Source organism: Kitasatospora sp. NPDC005856 (genome assembly GCF_040629945.1).
GTDB lineage: Bacteria > Actinomycetota > Actinomycetes > Streptomycetales > Streptomycetaceae > Kitasatospora.
The window spans coordinates 1-20,502 of record NZ_JBEXWT010000111.1 but is presented as its reverse complement, the minus strand read 5'-3'; the positions used below and the strand labels follow the sequence as shown (position 1 = coordinate 20,502).

Here is a 20,502-nt window from a genome sequence, read left to right as displayed (position 1 = left end):
TTCGTCGAGATTCGGTTCTGGTCCAACTTCTAACTTCTATGGTCGGTCGCGGTGAGTGAACGGCCTCGTTGCAGAATCCGTGCGTGCTGCCTACCAGATCTGGACTCCGCCGCGGACCTGCAACGCCCGGTGACCGGCGTCGAGGATGTTGTCCAGCCGATCGGCGATCTCGCCGACGCGCTGAGCGACGGGTTTGGATGAGTCCATGTGAGTGGCAATGGACTCGATGTTGCACTGGAGCAGGAGGACTTCCTCGATGAACTCCGAAACGTATTCTGGGGGAACGCGGAGTTCGTCTTCAGCCAACTGAGGGAAGAACCGTGCGCCGAGCGAGCGGACGGTTTCCGATCCCCAGACCGTGGTGCGCCAGCTCTCGAAGCCGGCAAGATCAGACGACCCTTCGGGAACGTCAAGGAAGCGGGACCCACCGTTCTCATCGGCGGTGAACACGTCCACCAACAAGCTCATGCACGCAGTGGACCATGCCCTTACCCGGATGGTCCAGCGACTTCGGGCCCGCGGCCGCCTCGCTTTTGCGCCAACCGACTCTCGGCGCCGTCATTGGCCGACAACTCTCCTACGTGTACCGGGAATTGCTCCGTCAAGGGGACGCCGGCACGGTCGTCGGGTGTCATCGGGTCGGTGGCTGCGGGTCCGTGTCGCCGGTCCGTGTGCGCCGGTAGTGGGTGCGGCCCTTGGCGGAGTTCCCGCAGGTGGCCATGTCGCACCAGCGGCGGCGGCCGCCCCGGGAGCTGTCGACGAACACCCAGCCGCACCGCTGCCCGGGGCAGACCCGGGTGCGTTCCAGCGGCAGCGAGCGCAGCAGGTCCCATGCCCGCAGGGCGAGTTCGTGGGCGAGGAAGTCCAGCCCCGAGGCCTCGACGCCGGCCCGTAGCTGCGGTGTGTTCCCGTGCAGGGTGAACCGGGCGGCGGTGGCGGCGCGCTTCCAGTGCCCTTCGAACCGCTCCGGCGCGCCCGCGGCGTCCGGGGCGTCCGCGGCGTCCTGGCGGATCAGCGCGGTGACGAGCGCGTGCAGGGCCTCGCGCAGCTCGCGGGCGCGTTCCAGGGCCGAGGCCGCCTCGTCGGGCGCGGCCTCGGCCAGTTGCCGCAGGGCGCCGAGGTCGGCGGTATCGAACTCGCCGGTGAGGGCGGCCCACTCCAGCAGACGCGGGTAGCCGTCCAGCCAGTCGACCCTCTGCGCGTCACGGGCCGTGACCGTGTTCACCAGGTCGAGGACGACGTGCCCGCCGACCAGGTCACGGGGCCTGAACGTGTGCGCCGCGATGCTTCCCGCCATGCCTGACCACTCCTTCCGGGCCCGCGCTCCCACGGCCCGCCGCCAGCCCGAGCCTGTCGCACAGCCGGCTCTGCCGCCCACGGGGGCTTGCCGCGCTCCATCCAACCAGTGTACTGATGTTATCCGGTTGGAAACGGTGACTCCCGGCTGAAAGGAGACGGCCATGGCCACCGCCGTCGAACTCATCACGGCCCCCTGGAACCTCGGCCTGCGACCACCCGCCCCGGCACACGAACCCGGCACCTGGCGCGCACCCCGAACGCTGCGCGCGGCCGGCCTGGAAACCCGGCTGCGCCCGGCCCGGGTCACGGAACTCGACCGCCCGCCCTACGACTTCGACCCGCAGCCCGCCACCCGCATCCGCAACGGCGTGACCATCCGCGAACACACGCTGCGCCTCGGCGAAGCGGTGCGCGCCGCGCTCGCCGCCGACCGGTTCCCGCTCGTGCTGGGCGGCGACTGCAGCATCCTGCTGGGGTGCCTGCTGGGGGCCCGGCACCACGGACGCTGCGGCCTGGTCCACCTCGACGGGCACAGCGACTTCCGCCACCCCGGCAACAGCGACACCGGCGCCTCCGCCCTCGGCTCGGCGGCCGGCATGGACCTCGCCCTGGCCACCGGCCGCGGAGAACTGCTGCTCACCCACTGGCCCGTAGTGGGCCTGCCGCTGGTCACCGACGAGGACGTGGTCCAGATCGGCGACCGCGAGGACGAGGCGATCCCCCCGGTCGCCCGGTTCACCGCCCGGGACGTCCAGCGCATCGGCGTCACCGAACTGGCCGAGCGGGTCGTGCACCGCCTCCAGTGGCGCGGGCTGGACCGCGTGTGGCTCCACCTCGACCTCGACGTGCTCGACGAACGCGTCCTGCCCGCCGTGGACACCCCGGGCCGCCCCGGCCTGGACTTCCCCCAACTCGTCGAACTCCTTCAGATTCTGGTCGGCAGCGGCCGGGTGGTGGGGCTCGACGCCGCCATCTACGACCCGGACCTCGACCCGGACGGCGCCTACGCCGCACCCATCGCCGACTGCCTCGCCTCCGCCCTGGCCCCGCTCGCCACCACGCCTGTGCGCGGATGAACCCCGACCGCGCACAGGCGCGCGCACGAACCCGGCCGCACACAGGTGCGCGCGGACGACGACCGTGAGGACGTACGCATGAAGACGCTGCTCGCCGACGGCCCCAGCAGCCACCACCCGGCCGAGATGCAGCAGTTCGGACGCCTGTCCGGACTCTGGGCGACACGGATCACCCACCACCGCGCCGACGGGTCACCGCCCCACCGCATCAGCGGCAGATGGGAGTTCGGCTACGCCCTGGAGGGCAGGGCGGTCCTGGACGTGTGGCAGTGGCCCGCGCCCGAGGACCTGCCCGCCGCCGGCCGCGCCGCGGACCAGGAGTGCGGCCTGTGCGTGCGGATCTGGGACCCGCGTCTGCACCTGTGGCGGTTCACCTTCCACGGCACCGCCCGCGGCGACGTGGTGCACATGTACGCCCGCCAGATCGGCGATGACATCGTCATGGAACGCGCCACCGGCGGCGACCTCGTGCGCTGGACCTTCGCCGACATCACCGCCGACACCTTCCACTGGCGCAACGAACGCTCACCCGACGGCGGACACACCTGGCGGCTCGACCAGGAGGTCGACGCCCGCCGCCTGCACTGAAAGCCCCGACGCCGCGACACGGCCCTGACCCCGCTCCGGCGCCGCCCCGGCGATGCCTGCGGTGAAGGCGCGCTTGCCCGCCGGCGGCAACGCGTGATCGGATGGTACGAGCATCGCGTGCCGGTGGCGGACCGCGCCAGGCATGGAGGTGCGCAACCGAAAGGGACCGCCACCCGTGGCCTCCCCCTCCACCGGCCGTACGGCCGCCCTCAGCCTGCAACTGGCCAGCGCCCACCAGGAATTGCGCCGCCGCCTCACCGACCTGCGCGCCGACCTCGGCCGGCCCCGCCGCCCGGACGGACCGCACCTCCCGGACGACCCGGACCACCCGGGTGGCGGTGGCGACGACGGCGGGCTCCTCGCCCACTGCCTCGCCTTCTGCACCGCCCTGACCAGCCACCACCAGGGCGAGGACAGCGGCCTGTTCGCCCAACTCCTGCGCGAACGCCCCGACCTGGCCCCCACCATCGGCAAACTCGTCGAGGACCACGGCCACATCACCCACATCCTCACCCGGGTGCGCCACCTCGCCGACCAGGCCGCGGCCGCCCCCGGCACCGACCCGGCCACCGCCGACTCGGAGGCGATCGGACGCGAACTCGACGGCCTCGCCGCCATCATGGAATCCCACTTCGCCTACGAGGAACGCGCCCTCGGCGCCGCCCTGGACGCCGGGGTGCACGACGACGGCTGGTCCCAGCCGGTGCTGCGCCTGCGGACACCGTAAGCCTGTTCTTCGAGGCCGGACCGGGCCGGTCGCGACGTGCGGCACCGGGTTGCCAACCGCCCCTCGTGAATCCGTTGGCACCGAGAGCCTCCGGATGACAAGAATGCACCGGTGAACACCCCACCGCCGTTGCCCGGCCTGCTCCCTCTGCCAGTACCGGACCCGCGTGCCCGCGACGTCGTTCTCGACTACGCGGGCACGCACGCTCTGGTGGCCGACCTGGTCCTGCCCGACGACGCGTCGATGTACGTCATGAGTGCGATGGAGACGTCCCGCGAGCTCATCCGGCACTCCTACTACCGGTACGAGTTCGCCACCGTCGCCGTCACGCATTCCCTGCTCGCCCTGGAGCACGTCCTTGCCGGGCGCCTGGCCGTCAACGAACCGCTCCGGAACCTCATCGAGCGGGCCGGCGACGCGGGGCTCATCCCGGCCGAACTCGCTGCCGAGCTCGACCGCAGCCGACTGCTGCGCGACAGAATCGCGCAGGGCACCGTGACAAGTGCCGCTGTCGGTCCGGTCAGGGCCATCGCCATGGTGCGTGCCGTCTTCGATGCCGTTTCCCTGCTTCTTCGCCCACCATCTGCGGCACGAGCGGCAGTTGTCGACGTGAGTCGGGCACAGCCTGAAGACCGACTCGCCCGGCTGTGGGAGGAACACCGGCGCGCCCTGTACCCCGACAGCTTCCGCGGCGTGGACATCGAGGGCGTGGAGCTGATCCTCCTGGACGCCGACGTCGCCGGCCTCGTCCAGCGAGAGCTGAACGGTGGGCTCGACGACAGTGGCATCGCCATCCTCTGGGTGTGCATCGCCGACCTCGACAAGATCATTCCCCTGATCAACTCGGAGTACTGCGTCTCCTACTTCGCGAAACTTCGGACGATGGCCAAGCTCGCGGCAGCACGCCACATTCCCACCGCGACCTGACGGCGGAGTCGACACCGCATCGCCGTGCTCGGGCGGCCGCCCTCCTCGCGGCGGAGAGACCCAGGGCCGGGGCATCGGCCTGCGCATGGCCTGGTCCGAGCGGAGGCGGCCCAGGGCCTCCCGGGAAGAAGGAACAAGCCGCGCCGTAAAACCCTTCGCCCCATCCGGCCCGCCTTGCCTACACTCGCCACGCAGCCGCGCCCGCAGCGCGGCCCAAGACGACCGTGACGACCGCGATGGCGGACGAGACCAGGACAGGAGGGCGGGCAGCCATGCCGAAGCACAGCGCCGCCGCCCCCTCTCCCGCGTCGCGGTACGAGGTGATCCTGGTGTCCCGCTCCTCCCGGTGCCCGCTGCGCGGCCGGCACCGGAGCAGTGCCGCCACCGTCTGAGATCCGGCCATCGTCGGCCCGCACGGGCCTTCCACGGCACCTGACCCGACGATCCGTCGGCGGCACTGCACGATCGCGCGCCCACCCCAGAGACCGACCGCCTCGAAAGGCACCCGGGCCATGCGCACTCACACCGCCACCACCGCCACCACCACCGCGAAGAGCACCACCGCGAAGAGCACCACCGCGAAGAGCACCACCGCGAAGAGCATCGCCGCCGTCCGCAACCTCGGCATCCTCGCTCACGTCGACGCGGGCAAGACCACCGTCACCGAGCGGATCCTCTACCTCGCCGGCCTCACCCACAAGCGTGGCGAGGTCCACGACGGCACCACCGTCACCGACTTCGACCCCCAGGAACGCGAACGCGGCATCACCATCTTCGCCGCCGCCGTCAGCTGTGACTGGGCCGGACACCGGATCAACCTGATCGACACCCCCGGCCACGTCGACTTCGCCGACGAGGTCGAGCGCTCCCTGCGCGTCCTGGACGGCGCGGTGGCGGTGTTCGACGCGGTCGCCGGCGTGGAGCCGCAGAGCGAGTCCGTGTGGCGCCAGGCCGAACGCCACGGCGTGCCGCGCATCGCCTTCGTCAACAAGCTCGACCGCGCCGGCGCCGACCTGGACACCGCCCTCGCCTCCATCCGCGAACGCCTGCACCCGCACCCGCTGGCCGTCCAACTACCCATCGGCACCGAGGAGTCGTTCACCGGCGTCGTCGACCTCCTCCGCCTGCGCGCCCTCACCTGGGACGAGGACGGCACCCTGCACGAGGGCCCGGTCCCTGCCCACCTGCAGGCCGCGGCCACCGAGCGCCGCCGCCTGCTGGACGAGGCGGTGGCCGAACTGCACCCCCAGGCCCTGGAGGAGTTCTGTGCCCGCGCCGCCCTGGGCACCGACACCCTCACCGCGGCCCTGCGCGACCTCACCCGAACCGGCGAGGCCGTCGTGGTGCTGTGCGGCTCCGCCTACCGCAACCGCGGCATCGAACCGCTCCTGGACGCCGCCGTCGCCTACCTGCCCTCCCCGCTCGACGTGGCGCCCACCCGCTGCGCCGACGGCACCCACCACCGCGAGGCCGACCCGCGTCAGCCCCTGACCGCCCTGGCGTTCAAGGTCACCGCCGCCCCCACCGGCCGCCTGACCCACCTGCGCCTGTACTCCGGCACCCTTCACAAGGGAGACACCGTGCTCGACACCACCACCGGCCGCACCGAACGTGTCGCCCGCATCCTCACCCTCCACCACGACGAGACCGACCTCGCCCTGCCCGGCGACATCGTCGCCGTCGTCGGCCCCAAACACACCCGCGTCGGCGCCACCCTGTGCGACGCCGACCACCCCATCGCCCTGGAGGCTCCCGTGCGCACCGAGGCGGTCGTCACCGTCGCCGTCGAGGCCCGCCGTGCCGCCGACACCGACAAGCTCGCCGCCGCCCTCGCCCGCCTCGCCGAGGAGGACCCCTCGCTGCGCGTGGCCACCGACCCCGAGACCGGCCAGCGCACCCTGTCCGGCCTGGGCGAACTGCACCTGGAGGTCGCGGTGGAGAAGATCCGGCGCCAGACCGGCGTCGAGGCGGTGGTCGGCCGCCCGCGCGTCGCCCTGCGCGAGACCCTCCTTGAGGGCGTCACCGGCTTCACCTACCGCCACGCCAAACAGGACGGCGGAGCCGGGCAGTTCGCCCACCTCGTCCTCGACGTCCACCCCCTGCCGCCGGGCACCGAGGAGCAGTTCACCTTCACCTCCACCGTCACCGGCGGACGGGTTCCGCGCGAGTACGTCCAGGCCGTCGAGGCCGGCTGCCGCGACGCCCTCGCCGAGGGCCCGCTCGGCGGACACCCGGTCACCGGCGTCGCCGTCACCCTCACCGACGGGGCCACCCACCCCAAGGACTCCTCCGAACTCGCCTTCCGCACCGCCGCCCGCCTCGGCGTGCGCGAGGCCCTGCGCGCCTCGCGGATGCACCTGCTGGAACCGCTCGCCGAGGTGAGCGTCACCGTCCCCGAGGACACCCTGGGCGCCGTCCTCGGCGACCTCGCCGCCCGCCGCGGCCACGTCCGCTCCACCGGGACCGGCCACGGCACCACCGCCCGGGTGAACGCGCTCGTGCCACTGGCCGAACTGTTCGGCTACGCCGGCCGCCTGCGCGGCCGCACCCAGGGCCGCGGCACCTTCACCACCCGCCCGGCCGGCTACGCCCCCGCGCCGGCCGGCTGACCGGTATCCGCCCGGCTGACCGGTGCCCGGTCGGCTGATCGGTGCCTGCCCGGCTCTGCCCTCAGGGGGAGGGCCGGGCGGGCGTCGGTTACAGCGCCCGGGCGTCGGCGGCCGTCCATGCCGAGGGGTAGAGCGGGTGCCAGCCCAGTTCCCGGCGCGCGGCCGCGGTGGACATCTGGCCTTCCCAGGGGTCGAACGGTTCCTGGGGTGATGCGCCGGGATGGGCCCGCCCGTTGAGCGTGTGCAGGTCCCAGGCCGTCAGCGGTGCGTCGTCGGCGATGTTGTAGGTGCGTCCCTCGATGCCGGGTGTCACCACCGTGCGCCACAGGGCTTGTGCCACGTCCGAGTGGTGCACGACCGCCAGACGCCGGTGCGCGGGCCATGCCGCCGCCCACCGCAGCGACTGTGCCAGGTGGGGATCGCCCTGCCCGTAGACGAACGCCAACCGTGCCACCACCAGTGGCAGTTCGCACCCGAGGGTGCGCAGTCCCTCCTCGGCCTGGGCTTTGGACGCCGCGTACACGCCCCAGGCCGGATCCGGTGCGAGGCGGTCGCCCTCCACGGCGGGGCGTCCCAGGCCCCGTCCGTAGACGAGGTTCGTGCTGGTGTGGACGAAGCGGGTCACCCCGGCCTTCGCGGCTTCCCGCCCCAGGGCGAGGGCCGCGTCCCGGTTGACCGCCCACGCGGCCTCGTCCGGGCCCCCGCGCGGCGCGGCCGCCACGTTCAGCACCACTTCGGCGCCCTCCAGCGCCCGTGCCCGGTCCCTCTGTTCGCACAGGTCGCCGACCACCACCTCCACCCCGTCCAGGCCCCGCGCCCTCGCGGCGTCGCGCACCAGCACCCGCACCGAGGAGCCCTCCGCCGTGGCCCACCGCACCAGCCGCGGTACCAGTCGGCTGCCCACCGAACCCGTCGCGCCCGTCACCAGGATCGTCGCCATCGCCCGTCTCCTCCAGGAGAATCGATCACCTCTGAACGCCCACCAGCGTGCGCGCGGTGCTGGCGGTGCGGCAGAGACCCGTCGAACCGGGGACCGCCGGTCCCTGGCTGGGGGTCCCCGGCCCGGCCGGCGGCGCCGAGGAAGTCGGCGAGGTCGATTCGGCCGCCGCGGGTGCCGTCGTTCCAGGTGGCCCAGAGTCTGGATTCGGGGCCGTCCCAGGTGTCGATGTCCTCGCTCGGGTGCTGCTCGACGCTTCCCTCGCCTGCCCGCCTGCCCGCCTGCCTGCCTGCCTGCCCGCCCGCCTGCCTGCCTGCCTGCCTGCCCGCCTGCCCGGCTGTCGCCTCCGTGCCGTGCCGCGGCCGAGGCAGGGATTCGTGGTCCCTGGTTGCGGCGTGCCCGGCGGGGTCAGGATGGGGGCATGATCGATCGAGTGGCGCTGGCCGACTTCCTCACCCGTACCCGGGCCCGGCTCGCTCCCGCTGACCTGGGGCTGCCGCCGGGGGTGCGGCGGCGCACGCCCGGGCTGCGCAGGGAGGAGGTGGCGCAGGTGGCGGGGTTATCGGTGGATTACTACGCGCGTCTGGAGCAGCGGCGCGGTCCGCAGCCCTCGCCGCAGTTGCTCGCGGCGCTGGCGCGGGCGTTGCGGTTGACCCAGGACGAGCGTGATCACCTGTTCCGTCTGGCCGGGCACGAGCCGCCGCGTCGGCACGGGCCGCTCGGGCATGTGCGGCCAGGGCTGCTGCTGATCCTGGACCGGCTGCACGACACGCCCGCTCAGGTCGTCTCCGACCTCGGTGACGTCCTCGCGCAGAACCCGATGGCCGCCGCCGTCTTCGGCGACCTCGGCGCCCTGGTGCCCGAGCGGCGCAACCTGCTGCTGCGCTGGTTCACCGATCCGGCCAGCCGGGCGCTGTTCCCGCCCGAGGACCACGAGGATCTCGCCCGCGCCCACGTCGCCTCCCTGCGCGCCGCCCGTACGGCCCGCCCCGGGGATCGGCGCGGCGCCGAACTGCTGGAGCAACTCCTTGCCACCGGTGAGGAGTTCACCTCCTGGTGGGAGTGCCACGAGGTCGCCCGGCGGCGCGGCGGCCGCAAGCGGGTGCTGCACCCGGTGGTGGGGCTGTTGGAGCTGGAGTGCGAGGTGCTGGCCGCCGGTGGAGAAGAGCAGTTGCTGCTGGTGCACACGGCCGTGCCGGGTGGCGAGTCGGCTTCCCGCCTGGAGCTGCTGCGCATCCTCGGTGCCCCGGCGCCCGCCTGAGCCCGCCCGGGCCGCCCGGCCCGCGCCTGGGCCCGCCTGGCCGCGCCTGGCCCGTCCGCCCCGCCCCGGCCGGGCCTGCCCGGGGTCCCGGCCCCCGTTGCGGCGCGGGTCGGGGTCGGGGCCGTAGGCTGGGCCGGTCATCGACGGTACAGACCGTCACCAGTGGGGCGGAACACGACGGAAACGGGCAGGCAGGGGCTCATGCAGTTCGACGACCAGGGCGACCTCGACACCTCGCAGGTGGACGACCGGCGCGGCATTCCCGGTGGGAAGGTCGCCATCGGCGGCGGGGCGGTGGGCCTGCTCGCCGTGCTGTTCGCGATCGTCCTCGGCGTCGATCCGCAGTTGCTGGGCCTGTCCTCCGGCTCCGGTTCCTCCTCCGGCTCCACCGGCGTGCGTACCGCCGGTGAGGTGCAGCAGGCCTGCAAGAGCGGGGCGGACGCCAACAAGCGTCAGGACTGCCGGATCGTGGCGGTCACCAACAGTCTCCAGGACTTCTGGCGCACCGAGCTGCCGGGTGCCGCCAAGGTCCCGTACAAGAACGCGGAGACGGTGCTGTTCACCGGCCAGGTCTCCACCGCGTGCGGGTCGGCGACCTCGGCGGTGGGCCCGTTCTACTGCCCCGGCGACAAGAAGGCCTACGTCGACCTGGGCTTCTTCGACGAGCTGTCCTCCCGCTTCGGCGCCAAGGGCGGCCCGTTCGCCGAGTCCTACGTCGTCGCCCACGAGTACGGTCACCACATCCAGAACCTCACCGGCGCCATGCAGAAGGTCGGAGGCGACCGCCAGGGCGCGACCAGTGGCTCGGTGCGCCTGGAACTTCAGGCCGACTGCTACGCCGGGGTGTGGGCGCACCACGCGACCACCACGCCGCAGCCCTCCACCGGCCGTCCGCTGATCGCCTCGCTCACGGACCAGGACATCGCCCAGGGCCTGGACGCGGCCGCGGCGGTCGGTGACGACCGGATCCAGCAGCAGGCCACCGGGCGGATCAACCCGGAGGCCTGGACGCACGGCTCCGCCGAGCAGCGCAAGGCCTGGTTCACCACCGGCTACCGCAGCGGCGACCTCGCCCGGTGCGACACGTTCTCGGCGGCCAGGCTCTAGCGGGCCGGTGAAGACGTCGGGTTCCGGCCCCACCGTACGGGCGGTGGGGCCGCAGTCGTGTCCGTGGCGACGGGGGAAACGGGCCGGGCGGACGGTCGGGCCGGAGGAGTGGGAGCCGTGCCGGGAGGCGCTCCCGGCGGGGAGGGCGTTCGCGTTCCCGGCCGGGCACCGAGGCCGTTTGTTCCGGCGGGGAAAAGGGGGCGTCAGGAGAGGCCGTCAGCGTGTGCCGCAGGGTGGGGGAGCCGGCCTGCCCACGTGTCCACCCCCTGCCGGGAACGGGCGGGGGCCGCGTCCAGAACCCCACCCCACCCATCCCATCCCTGCCTGGCAATGTGGCGGGCGGGCGCGGGTCCTGTCGCCTCACCACGTCCGACTCCACTGCGGTGGACGCGCTCCGGCGCGGCTCGCGACAGGGCGGACGGCCGTACCCGAGCGCCCCCGCCCCCGCCTACGCCTGCCCTACGCCTGTTCTGTGCCCGTCCAGTCCCAGGCGGTGACGGCGTCGCGCAGCAGGCGGGCGGCGGTGGGCAGGCGCCTGCCCGTGGCCCACAGGAGGGTCAGGGCGCGGCGGCAGTCGGGGGCGTCGACGGCGATCCAGGTCAGCGGCAGGCGGGTGGCGGTGCGTCGGGCGACATCGGGTACCAGGCCGATGCCCAGGCCCGCGCTGATCAGTTCGGCGATGGCACCGGCCTCGTCGCACTCGCAGACGATCCTCGGCTCCAGGCCGCGGGTGGCGAACAGCCGTTCCAGCAGGCGGCGTTGCCAGTGCCCGGGGCGGGCGGCGATGAAGGGCTGGTCGGCGATCTCGTCGATGCCGACCGTGGTGCGTCCGGTCAGCGGATGGCCCGGGGCGACGGCCAGCCCGACCGCCTCGTCCAGCAGCAGGACGGTTTCCAGGCCCTCGGCGGTGATCGGCTGGGAGACCACGGCGAGGTCGACGTCCTGGGCGCGCAGCCGGCGTGCCGCCTCTTCGGCGGACAGCTGGTGCAGCTCGATCTCCACGTCGGGGTGGGCTGCTTTGAACGCCGCCAGCGGTCCGCTGAAGGCCAGGAAGGTCTCCGAGGCCAGGCGCACCGTGCCGAAGCCCTGCCCGGCGGCCTGAGCCACCGCCCGCCGGCCCGCCGCCAGTTCGCCGAGCGAACGCTCCGCGTAGCCGCGGAACAGGTGCCCGGCCGCGTTCAGCCGCAGTCGCCCGCCCCGCTCGAACAGTGGGGTGCCCAGCTCCGCCTCCAGCCGGGCGATGGAGCGGCTCAACGACGGCTGGGCGACGCGCAGTTCCTCCGCCGCCCGGCTCAGGTGCTCCAGCCGCGCCACCGCCAGGAACTGCGCGAGCGTGTTCAGGTCCACCCCGGCTCCCATGCCCCGAACGTCATAACGTCATAGCGATATTGATCTTAGACAGGATAACCGGACGGTCATAGCGTCAAGGGGTGGGCCCGCACCGGCGAACCATGCGGCCCGGCACCAGCGTTGAGGAAGGAAGCCCCATGGCCATCGCCGCCGACAGGACCCCACCGCAGCCCCAGGCCCGGTCCGCCACAGGGGAGCGGACCGGGCCCACGGGGGCCCGCACCGGGCCCGCCGGCCGGGTGCTGCGGGCCCTGGCCGCCGCCCACACCGTCGCGATCTCCGGCCAGCCCGTCTTCGCCGGCGTCTACCTCAGCGGCGACTACGACGCCCTCACCTGGCACACCGCCGGCGCCGACACCGTCACCACCCTCGGCTACCTCCAGCTGATCGCCGCCCTCGTCCTGTGGATCCGGCTGCGCCGCGCCTGGCCGACCGCCGCCACCCTCGCCGTCGCCGCCGCCGAGAGCGTCCAGTACGTCGCCGGGCTGGAGGGCGCCCTGTGGCTGCACCTGCCCCTGGGCGTGGCCACCATCGCCGCCACCGTCGTCCTGACCGTCGCCCTGTGGCGCACCCCGCTGCCCGCCCGCACCGCCCGCCGCGCCGAGGGCCGCACCACCCGAGCGGAGGACGACCGTGCCTGAACCCCGCCCCACCCCCGGCAGCGTCATGAGCAGGCGTCAGATCCTGGGCATCGGCGGTGCGTTCGGTCTGCTCACCACCACCGGTCTCGCGACCGCCGCCACCCTGGCCCGCCGCCCTGCCACCACCGGCGCCGAGCTGCGCAGCACCGCCCCGCTCCCGCCTGCCTACCGGGTCCCGCTGCCGCTGCCCGCCGTCGCGAAACCCGTCTCCACCGACGGCGGTACCGATCACTACGAGATCGTCCAGCGCGAGACCGACGCCGAGATCCTGCCCGGCCTCACCACCCGGCTGTGGACGTACGGCGGCACCTTCCCCGGCCCCACCATCGAGGCCCGTCGCGGCCGTCCCGTCACCGTCTCCCACCGCAACGAACTGCCGGTGCCCACCGTCGTCCATCTGCACGGCGGCCGTACCCCCGCGGACTCCGACGGCTACCCCACCGACCTCGTCCTGCCCGCCGGCTGGCCCGAGACCCCCCACATCATGCCCGGCATGGCGGGCATGGGGAACGCGACCGGCGCGCAGCACAAGGCCGGAGCCATGACCGACCCGCGTGCCGTCACCAGTCGCCGCACACGCGACTACACCTTCCCCAACGACCAGCGTCCCGCCCTGCTCTGGTACCACGACCACCGCATGGACTTCACCGCCCCCGCCATCTGGCGCGGCCTGGCCGGCCTGTACATCGTGCGCGACGACGCCGATGACGCTCTGGGCCTGCCCGCCGGCCCCCGCGAGATCCCGCTGATGATCGCCGACCGCGCCTTCAGCGCCGACGGCGCGCTCACCTACCCCTGTCTCGACCCGGCCCTGCGTGAACGCCCCGGCGTCAGCGATCCGTACACGGCCGGCGTCCTCGGCGACGTCATCCTCGTCAACGGCGCCCCCTGGCCCGTCCACGAGACCGACGCCGCTCGCCACCGCCTGCGCCTGCTCAACGCCTCCAACGCCCGCCACTACGAGATCGAGGCCCGCACCGAGGACGGCCGCCGCCTCGACCTCGTCCAGATCGGCACCGACCAGGGCCTGCTCGCCGCCCCCGTCACCCACCGCGCCCTGCCGATGGCCCCCGCCCAGCGCTACGACGTCGTCGTCGACTTCGCCGCCGCCCCCGTCGGCTCCCTGGTGCGCATCGTCAACCGCCTCGGCGCCGGCCGCACCCGCGACATCATGGCCTTCCGCATCACCCGCCGCCCCACCACCCCCGACGACAGCCGCATCCCGCCCGTCCTGTCCACCGACCTGCCCCACTGGCGCCGCGAAGACGCCGTGCGCACCCGCGACTTCGCCTTCCGCGCCGGCCGTACGAACGGCGGCCACGGCTGGCTCATCGGCGGCCAACCCTTCGACCCCGCCCGCACCGACGTCACCGTCCCCCTCGGCGACACCGAGATCTGGCGCCTGATCGCCGACGTCCACCACCCCGTCCACCTCCACCTCGTCGGCTTTCGCATCCTCACCCGCGGAGGCAGACCCCCACTGCCCCACGACGCCGGCCTCAAGGACACCGTCTCGCTGCGCCCGGGGGAGTCCGCGGAGATCATCACCCGCTTCGACGGCTACCGCGGCCGCTACCTCTTCCACTGCCACAACGCCGAACACGAGGACATGGGGATGATGGCCAACCTGGAAGTCGTCTGAGCGCCCGGCGCCCGGCGCCCGGCACCCGGCCCGCGCGCCCGGCACCCCGCCCCCGGCCCGCGCGCCCGGCCCGCGTGCGAGGGTCTTGACCTGCCCATGGTGCAGGCCGCACCCGCGGCGCGTACGGGCGGGTGCCGGGGGCGCGGGTGTGGGGCGGGGGCCGGGCCGGACACGGCGCACCGCGGCGACCCGAACCGCGATGCGACATTGCGCACGATTCGCGGTGAAGTGCCGGACCTTCACGAGTCTCCCACCGGATGATCACTCGGCTGCCGTGGTCCGGACCCCCGCAGTACGGGGCGGTCCACTCCAATTCCCTTCGCACACCCCCCGAGCTGCGAAAGGCCACCACCCCCATGACCCGCCCCGCCGACCGCCCCACGCCCGACCGGATGCTGCGCGAGGCCGCCGCCCGCCTGGACCGGCGCCGCTTCCTGACCGTCACCTCGGCCGCCGCCGCGCTCGCCTTCGGCGTCAACCTGCCCACCGCCCAGGCCGCCGACAACGAGATCGCCCCGCGCGCCATCGGCGACAACCCCTTCACCCTCGGTGTGGCCTCCGGCGACGCGACCTCCGAGGCCGTCGTGCTCTGGACCCGTCTGGCCCCGCGCCCGCTGGAGCCCGGCGCCGGCCTGCCGCCCACCGGCTCCGTCAAGGTCGCCTGGGAGATCGCCCGCGACGAGAGGTTCCGCCGCGTCGAGCGTCGCGGCACCGCCCGCGCCCACGCCGAGTTCAACTACGCCGTCCATGTCGACGTCGACGACCTCGACGCCGGACGCGAGTACTGGTACCGCTTCACCGTCGGCCCCTGGGCCAGCCCCGTCGGACGCACCCGCACCGCCCCGCCGCGCGGCCGGAAACTCGACAGCGCCCGCATCGCCTTCGTCTCCTGCCAGGCGTACGAGGACGGCTACTTCACCGCCTACCGCCACCTCGCGAGCGAGGACGTCCAGGCGGTCTTCCACGTCGGCGACTACATCTACGAGTACGGCATCGACGCCGTCGGTGGCGACCGCAAGTACACCGACCGCACTCTCGCCGCCCACTTCAACCACGAGACCACCACCCTGGAGGACTACCGGCTGCGTTACTCCCTCTACAAGAACGACCCCGACCTCCAGGCCGCGCACGCCGCCCACCCCTGGTACGTCACCTGGGACGACCACGAGGTGGAGAACAACTACGCCGCCGGCATCCCGGAGAAGAACCAGGACCCGGCCCCCTTCGTCGCCCGCCGCGCCGCCGCCTACCGCGCCTACTGGGAGAACCAGCCGCTGCGCATGCCCCAGCCCAGCGGCACCGACCTCACCCTCTACCGGCGCGTCCACTTCGGCCGCCTCGCCCAGTTCGACATCCTCGACACCCGCCAGTACCGCGACGACCAGGCCAACGGCGACGGCTGGCAGTACCCCACCGCGCAGTCCGACGACCCCAAGCGCACCCTGATGGGCGCCACCCAGGAACGCTGGTTCGCCGAAGGCCTGCGCACCTCCAAGGCCACCTGGAACGTCGTGCCCCAGCAGGTCGTCTTCTCCCGCCGCAAGAACACCACCGCCGAACGCTCCAAGCTCTCCATGGACGCCTGGGACGGCTACCCGGCCGCCCGCGAGCGCTTCCTGCAGGCCGTCGACCGGTCCGGTGTGGAGAACCTCGTCCTGCTCACCGGCGACGTCCACGTCGCCTACGCCCTGGACGTCAAGCGCGACTTCGACGACCCGGCCTCGCGCACCGTGGGCGTGGAGTTCGTCGGCACCTCGATCAGCAGCGACGGCGACGGCGAGGAGAAGCCCTCCAACTGGACCAACCTCATGTCCGCCAACCCGCACATGAAGTTCTACGACGGACGTCGTGGCTACACCGTCCTCACCCTGGACCGCCACCGCGCCCGCGCCGACTACCGCGTCGTCTCCCACATCACCCGCCCAGGCGGCACCCTGTCCACCGCCGCCTCCTTCACCACCGAGGCCGGCAACCCGGGCATCCGCCCCGCCTGACACCCCGCCGGGCGCACCCACGGCCGGGCGCACCGGCCCGTGTCCGGCCCCGCCGCCGTGAGCCAGGCGGCGGGGCCGGCGCGGCCGGGTGGTCCCGAACGGCCCGCGCGACGCGGGTGCGCACGGTCCAAGTCCCCTTTCGGCAACTCCGGTTCCCCGGAACGCCCCGCCGGTACCGTCGGGTTCGGCAGCAGGGGGAGAAAGGAGGGCAGGACGGCCGTGGGACCCTGCCTGAAGCAGGGGATTGAGCTGGGTGACGTCATTGCGGTTGCCGTCGGTCGGGGTGACGGCGAGCGGTACGCCGGTGGCGTCGGTGATCAGGTGGTGCTTGCTGCCCGTCCTGCCCGGTCGACAGGAGAGCCGTCCACAGCCGCCCGGGAGAGGTCCAGGGCGTTCGCGCTGCGCAGCCCGTCCGCGCAGCCCCACCCCTGCGCCCGTCGCCGTCGACCGTTCCCGGGGCAGGCGTCTGTGATCACCAGTAGCCTGCCGGCATGGTTGAGATCCCGGACACCGAATCGCTGGGGAACGTGGGGTACGAGCGCGTCTACGTCGAGCTCGACTGGTACGACGGACCACGCGCGGGACTTGCCGACGTCGATGGTGTCGCCCACTACTTCCGGGCCGTGCACGACCACGCCCGCCCCGACGCTCCCGATGACGAGTACGTCGTGTGGCCTGTGAGCGAATCCGTCCTGGCGCTGGAACGCGAACAGTGGGCGATCTTCGCCGACTGGGACACCCGTCGTACGGCGGGCTGCGCCGACTCCGCGAGCCATCCCGGCAACGGCGGGATCGATGCCCGGTACGACGAGCTGGAGGTGCGGTTGGCGCCGCTGCGGCACCCCCCGGCGCATGCCCGGCGGGTGACGGCGCAATGGCGGTCCATCCCCGGGCCGCGCTACCACGCCGAAGGAGTCGACTGCCTGGTGAAGTGGAGGTCGGCCGCAGACGGCCACCGGTGATCTCCGAGTGTCGGGCGTGGACATCCCGAGATCGGCCGCTGGCAGGGCGTTGGCTGTGCCCGTGCCCCCCGCCGCGGTGAGGCAGGCGGCGGGGCCGCTCACCCCTGCGATGCCTCGTAGGCCTCGCGGACGGCGGAGGGGACGCGCCCGCGGTCGTTGACGAGGATGCCGTGGGCGCGGGCCCACAGGCGGATCGGCTCGTCCTGCGGGCGGGGCAGGGCGGGCTCGCGGGGGGCCGCGGGACGGTGGGGGCTCCTGTGCTCGTGCGAGGAAATGCCTTCCAGCCGGTCGGCCGCGTGCCGGAAGAACGCGGCCAGCGAGGCGTGCACGCCCTCCTCGGGGCAGGGAAGGCCGGCGGCGAAATTCGCCCCTCAGGGCTTCCCGGCAGCGGTAGGTTTCCCGACGCACATGTTCTTGATCGTCACGGGGGATCCACCATGTCCACTCAGTCCGCCGAGCTGCCCGCCGCCGGTGCCACGCCCGCCGAGCCCACCTCCGACGCCCCAGCCACGGATCCGGCTGCGGCCGCGGGCCTGCCCGGCTACGGTGAGGGCCAACTCAGCTGCCGCAACTGCGGATCCGTCCCGGCCGTGGACGCGACCTTCCGCGGGCACCTGGGCCTCGTCATCATCCTGAAGTACCTCAAGCGCCGCGGACCGTTCTGCCGCAGCTGCGGCATCGCCACGCACCGCGAGATGACCTCCGACAGCCTCTGGCAGGGCTGGTGGGGCATCCCCTCGATGATCGTCAACCCGATCGTCATGCTGATCAACATCCCGCAGCGCCTGAAGGTCGACAAGCTGGCCGAGCCGCTGCCCGGCGCGCCCCGCCCGCCGATGGATCCCGGCAAGCCGGTGTACCTGCGGCCCACGATCCTCGGCGTGCTCATCCCCGCGGTCCTGATCTCGGTGATCGTCCTCGTCGCGAAGCGCGACCCCGACTTCGCCAAGGCCGGCGACTGCATCCACAACAACAACCCGATCGCCACCGCCCTGCCCGGCCTCGTCGACAGGAACGCCGACGTCGAGGTGGTCCCCTGCTCCGACCCGCAGGCCGAGGCCCGCGTCGTGGGCCGCAAGGACGACACCGACGACGGCGAGAGCGTGTGCCGCACGTCCTTCCCCACCTCCGACGGCTACTTCACCTACAAGCGGGGCAGCACCAAGTACGTTCTGTGCCTGCAGAGCCTGGAGACCCCGCAGCAGAAGAAGCCGACCACGATCTTCGGCCCCGTCAACCCGTGATCCCGTCAACCGGTGGCCTCGAGGTCCCGTAGCAAGGCCCGCCCCGCCCCGGGCCGGCGCGACTCCGGCCCTTCGGACCAGCCGAAGGGCCGGAACCGTTCTTTGCTGTGCCGCCGATGCCCCCGGGCCTTCACGGCGTCGCGCACTCACGGCGGGCCCGCGCCGGGATCAACCCGCGAGGACGAGGGTCAGGTGGCGGCGCCGCCCACCAGCACGGTCGCCGCCAGGGCCAGGCCGGTGAGAAGCAGACGTGCGCGCATGGGTGTTCCCCTCTGTCGCTCGGTGGATGTGTGGTGTGCCTCGGGCGCGAAAGAAGCGTCCACCCGCGGCCCTGCGGGATTCGACTCGTTTCGGCCTGCCCCGAGACGAGTACGGCCGCAAGGCTCATCCGCAGGGTGCGGGCGCGGACGAGGAGGACGGGGTGCTACGGGTTCATTTCACGGCTGAGGATCTGGCGCAGGTACGGGTCACGGTGCTGGGGCCGCTCGCCGAGACGCAGCTGAGTCTGCGCACCGTGCAGTGGCGCGACCGTGCGGTGCTGTTCGGCGGGTGGCGTGCGCGCACCGGTGCGCGGATCGGCGCCGACGGCAGGCAGGCGGCACGGTTCCTCAGCCCGGCCGCCTGCGGGGGACTGGTGGACCTGTTCACCCTGGTGGGCGCGGTGGACTGCGTGGAGGAGGGGATCGAGCGGCTGGTCGGTGCGCCGGCCGCGCGGCTGCGCGCGGAGTTCTCCGTCACTCCGCGCACGGCCGGGCCCGCGCCGGTGTGGCTGGCCGAGGCGATGGACGCCGCCCCGCAGGCGTTGCGGCGGCTGGGCGCCGCCCTGCGACACTGCCACCAGGTCGCGGTCGCCCCCTACTGGCCGCGCATCGACCAGCACCTCCAGGGCGAAGTGGCGCGACGGGGCCGGCTCATGGCGCAGGGCGGGGTGGGGGCGCTCCTGGACGGCCTGCGCCCGATGGCCGTGTGGGACCCGCCGGTGCTGGAGATCCCCGCCTACCGGCCGCTGACCCACCCGGAAGCCGACCTCCACCTGTCGGGACGCTCGTTCGTCCTGGCTCCGTCGGTGTTCTGCGGGCCGGTTCCCCAGCTGTTCGCCGGCTCTGAGGACGACACGGTGGTCATGGCCTACCAGGCCCTGCACGACCCGGTCGACGCGGCGGCCCTGTGGGCAGCGCCTGCCGGCACCCGCCGGGGCGATGCCCAGGTGCCGCCGGCCCTGGCCGCGCTGCTGGGCCGCAGCAGGGCGATCGTGCTGTGCGTCATCGCCGACCATCCCGCCTGCACGACGACGCAGTTGGCGCAGCGGGCCGGCATCTCGCCGGCCAGCGCCAGCGAGCACGCCACCACCTTGCGCAAGGCCGGGCTGACCGCTGTGACCCGGGAGCGGAAGGCGGTCCTGCACACGCTGACCCATCTCGGCCTGACCTTGCTGAGCACCAACATCCCATCCCCCGAGGCGTCCTGAAGCCGAGCGGCGCAGCGGGGCGGCGCAGCGGGGCGGCGGCGCCCGGTCCGTCGGTGGACCCCGGCAGGCCGGGGTGCCTGCGGCCCACGATCCTCGGCCCCTCAACCCGTCAACCCGTCAACCCGTCAACCCGTGAACCCGTGTTCCTTGGGAGGCCCGCCCCGGGCCGGCCGCCGTGAGGGGGGCGGCGGGGCCTGGCTCAGACCGGTTGGGGTTCGAGGTCGCGGTCGACGGCCCGCCCGTCACGCACCGCACGGGTCTCGGGGTGGTCGGCTCCCAGGCACCGGGTGAGACCGTCGAGGGCCCGGAGGTGGAAGTCGGCCGCCTCACCGAGGCGGTCGAGGGCACGCAGTGTGCGGGCGAGCCCCGCGGCGCAGACCAGGGCATCCGCGTGCCCGCACGTGGAGGGAAGGGGTGGGTCAGCCGTGGCCGAGCGGCGCGCCGTGCCAGCGCCAGTCGGTCCGACGGGGGCGATCGGGTGTCCCGAGGCGTCCGGTGGCCCACAGAAGGGTCGACCACGGGGTGTCGATGACGGGGACGTCGGGGAACAGCCGCGCGAGGACCCGCCGGCTCAGGCTTGGGTTCTAACGGTCGTCGCAACACCCCAGCTCAAGGTGTGCGATGGACTTCAAGATCCGTAGGGACCGGAAGCCGCAGGGGCCCAGGAAGC

18 protein-coding genes and 1 pseudogene are annotated in these 20,502 nt (G+C 73.3%); 13 read left to right on the top strand and 6 right to left on the bottom strand.

Annotated features, from left to right (window positions below; translation table 11 throughout):
* Positions 1-90: 90 nt before the first annotated feature.
* Together ABZ449_RS37150 and ABZ449_RS37145 are read right to left on the bottom strand one after the other, a co-directional pair.
* On the bottom strand, positions 91-468 hold the full coding sequence (locus tag ABZ449_RS37150) for a hypothetical protein (protein ID WP_360355100.1): 378 nt from the start codon (positions 466-468) through the stop codon (positions 91-93).
* 163 nt (positions 469-631) lie between these two features.
* Positions 632-1,297, bottom strand: a complete 666-nt coding sequence (locus ABZ449_RS37145) for a CGNR zinc finger domain-containing protein (RefSeq protein WP_360355098.1) — start codon at positions 1,295-1,297, stop codon at positions 632-634.
* Between the two features lie 163 nt (positions 1,298-1,460).
* Here ABZ449_RS37145 and ABZ449_RS37140 point away from each other — a divergent pair, with 163 nt between their 5' ends.
* The 5 genes from ABZ449_RS37140 (at position 1,461) to fusA (ending at position 7,226) form a co-directional block, all read left to right on the top strand.
* Complete coding sequence (locus ABZ449_RS37140; RefSeq protein WP_360355096.1) at positions 1,461-2,375, top strand: arginase family protein; 915 nt, start codon at positions 1,461-1,463, stop codon at positions 2,373-2,375.
* 78 nt (positions 2,376-2,453) lie between these two features.
* On the top strand, positions 2,454-2,963 hold the full coding sequence (locus ABZ449_RS37135) for a hypothetical protein (RefSeq protein ID WP_360355093.1): 510 nt from the start codon (positions 2,454-2,456) through the stop codon (positions 2,961-2,963).
* Between the two features lie 175 nt (positions 2,964-3,138).
* On the top strand, positions 3,139-3,690 hold the full coding sequence (locus tag ABZ449_RS37130) for a hemerythrin domain-containing protein (RefSeq protein WP_360355090.1): 552 nt from the start codon (positions 3,139-3,141) through the stop codon (positions 3,688-3,690).
* A 111-nt stretch (positions 3,691-3,801) separates the two neighbouring features.
* A complete protein-coding gene (locus tag ABZ449_RS37125) occupies positions 3,802-4,617 on the top strand; it encodes a hypothetical protein (protein ID WP_360355088.1) in 816 nt (271 codons plus the stop codon).
* Between the two features lie 512 nt (positions 4,618-5,129).
* Positions 5,130-7,226, top strand: coding sequence for an elongation factor G (fusA, locus tag ABZ449_RS37120; RefSeq protein ID WP_360355085.1), 2,097 nt, complete (start codon positions 5,130-5,132; stop codon positions 7,224-7,226).
* A gap of 88 nt (positions 7,227-7,314) precedes the next feature.
* Here the strand turns inward: fusA and ABZ449_RS37115 are convergent, their stop codons facing one another.
* Complete coding sequence (locus ABZ449_RS37115) at positions 7,315-8,166, bottom strand: NAD(P)-dependent oxidoreductase (protein ID WP_360355082.1); 852 nt, start codon at positions 8,164-8,166, stop codon at positions 7,315-7,317.
* Positions 8,167-8,587: 421 nt separating this feature from the next.
* Here ABZ449_RS37115 and ABZ449_RS37110 point away from each other — a divergent pair, with 421 nt between their 5' ends.
* Together ABZ449_RS37110 and ABZ449_RS37105 are read left to right on the top strand one after the other, a co-directional pair.
* Positions 8,588-9,424, top strand: coding sequence for a helix-turn-helix transcriptional regulator (locus tag ABZ449_RS37110; RefSeq protein WP_360355121.1), 837 nt, complete (start codon positions 8,588-8,590; stop codon positions 9,422-9,424).
* A 201-nt stretch (positions 9,425-9,625) separates the two neighbouring features.
* Positions 9,626-10,531: a neutral zinc metallopeptidase gene (locus ABZ449_RS37105; protein WP_360355079.1), complete on the top strand. Its 906-nt coding sequence runs from the start codon at positions 9,626-9,628 to the stop codon at positions 10,529-10,531.
* A gap of 459 nt (positions 10,532-10,990) precedes the next feature.
* Here ABZ449_RS37105 and ABZ449_RS37100 read toward each other — a convergent pair whose 3' ends face one another.
* A complete protein-coding gene (locus ABZ449_RS37100) occupies positions 10,991-11,878 on the bottom strand; it encodes a LysR family transcriptional regulator (protein ID WP_360355077.1) in 888 nt (295 codons plus the stop codon).
* 140 nt (positions 11,879-12,018) lie between these two features.
* On the opposite strand from ABZ449_RS37100, the gene ABZ449_RS37095 reads away from it, so the two are divergent.
* From ABZ449_RS37095 to ABZ449_RS37085, 3 genes are all read left to right on the top strand, one after another.
* Complete coding sequence (locus ABZ449_RS37095; RefSeq protein ID WP_360355075.1) at positions 12,019-12,522, top strand: hypothetical protein; 504 nt, start codon at positions 12,019-12,021, stop codon at positions 12,520-12,522.
* On the top strand, positions 12,515-14,164 hold the full coding sequence (locus ABZ449_RS37090; RefSeq protein ID WP_360355072.1) for a multicopper oxidase domain-containing protein: 1,650 nt from the start codon (positions 12,515-12,517) through the stop codon (positions 14,162-14,164). The genes ABZ449_RS37095 and ABZ449_RS37090 overlap by 8 nt, the downstream gene beginning before the upstream one ends.
* 356 nt (positions 14,165-14,520) lie before the next feature.
* Entirely contained in the window at positions 14,521-16,158 is a 1,638-nt protein-coding gene (locus ABZ449_RS37085) for an alkaline phosphatase D family protein (protein ID WP_360355070.1), read from the top strand.
* Positions 16,159-16,386: 228 nt separating this feature from the next.
* Here ABZ449_RS37085 and ABZ449_RS37080 read toward each other — a convergent pair.
* Positions 16,387-16,565 (bottom strand): annotated as a pseudogene (locus ABZ449_RS37080) (transposase); the annotation flags it as partial.
* A gap of 84 nt (positions 16,566-16,649) precedes the next feature.
* On the opposite strand from ABZ449_RS37080, the gene ABZ449_RS37075 reads away from it, so the two are divergent.
* Positions 16,650-17,120 (top strand): hypothetical protein, encoded by a 471-nt coding sequence (locus tag ABZ449_RS37075; RefSeq protein ID WP_360355067.1) that lies wholly within the window; start codon positions 16,650-16,652, stop codon positions 17,118-17,120.
* A gap of 98 nt (positions 17,121-17,218) precedes the next feature.
* Here ABZ449_RS37075 and ABZ449_RS37070 read toward each other — a convergent pair whose 3' ends face one another.
* Positions 17,219-17,449, bottom strand: a complete 231-nt coding sequence (locus ABZ449_RS37070; protein WP_360355064.1) for a histone-like nucleoid-structuring protein Lsr2 — start codon at positions 17,447-17,449, stop codon at positions 17,219-17,221.
* A gap of 108 nt (positions 17,450-17,557) precedes the next feature.
* Between ABZ449_RS37070 and ABZ449_RS37065 the strand changes: the two genes are divergently transcribed.
* Together ABZ449_RS37065 and ABZ449_RS37060 are read left to right on the top strand one after the other, a co-directional pair.
* Positions 17,558-18,364: a hypothetical protein gene (locus tag ABZ449_RS37065; protein WP_360355062.1), complete on the top strand. Its 807-nt coding sequence runs from the start codon at positions 17,558-17,560 to the stop codon at positions 18,362-18,364.
* A gap of 421 nt (positions 18,365-18,785) precedes the next feature.
* Positions 18,786-19,832 carry a winged helix-turn-helix domain-containing protein gene (locus ABZ449_RS37060; RefSeq protein ID WP_360355061.1) on the top strand — a complete coding sequence of 349 codons (1,047 nt, stop codon included), beginning with the start codon at positions 18,786-18,788 and terminating at the stop codon, positions 19,830-19,832.
* Positions 19,833-20,502 lie beyond the last annotated feature (670 nt).

Excerpts from the sequence above, each read along its gene's own strand:
- fusA (WP_360355085.1), top strand. The coding sequence starts at position 5,130 with ATGCGCACTCACACCGCCACCACCGCCACCACCACCGCGAAGAGCACC.
- ABZ449_RS37085 (WP_360355070.1), top strand. The coding sequence starts at position 14,521 with ATGACCCGCCCCGCCGACCGCCCCACGCCCGACCGGATGCTGCGCGAG.
- ABZ449_RS37095 (WP_360355075.1), top strand. The coding sequence starts at position 12,019 with ATGGCCATCGCCGCCGACAGGACCCCACCGCAGCCCCAGGCCCGGTCC.
- ABZ449_RS37065 (WP_360355062.1), top strand. The coding sequence starts at position 17,558 with ATGTCCACTCAGTCCGCCGAGCTGCCCGCCGCCGGTGCCACGCCCGCC.
- ABZ449_RS37145 (WP_360355098.1), bottom strand. The coding sequence starts at position 1,297 with ATGGCGGGAAGCATCGCGGCGCACACGTTCAGGCCCCGTGACCTGGTC.
- ABZ449_RS37075 (WP_360355067.1), top strand. The coding sequence starts at position 16,650 with ATGGTTGAGATCCCGGACACCGAATCGCTGGGGAACGTGGGGTACGAG.
- ABZ449_RS37150 (WP_360355100.1), bottom strand. The coding sequence starts at position 468 with ATGAGCTTGTTGGTGGACGTGTTCACCGCCGATGAGAACGGTGGGTCC.
- ABZ449_RS37135 (WP_360355093.1), top strand. The coding sequence starts at position 2,454 with ATGAAGACGCTGCTCGCCGACGGCCCCAGCAGCCACCACCCGGCCGAG.
- ABZ449_RS37105 (WP_360355079.1), top strand. The coding sequence starts at position 9,626 with ATGCAGTTCGACGACCAGGGCGACCTCGACACCTCGCAGGTGGACGAC.
- ABZ449_RS37115 (WP_360355082.1), bottom strand. The coding sequence starts at position 8,166 with ATGGCGACGATCCTGGTGACGGGCGCGACGGGTTCGGTGGGCAGCCGA.
- ABZ449_RS37140 (WP_360355096.1), top strand. The coding sequence starts at position 1,461 with ATGGCCACCGCCGTCGAACTCATCACGGCCCCCTGGAACCTCGGCCTG.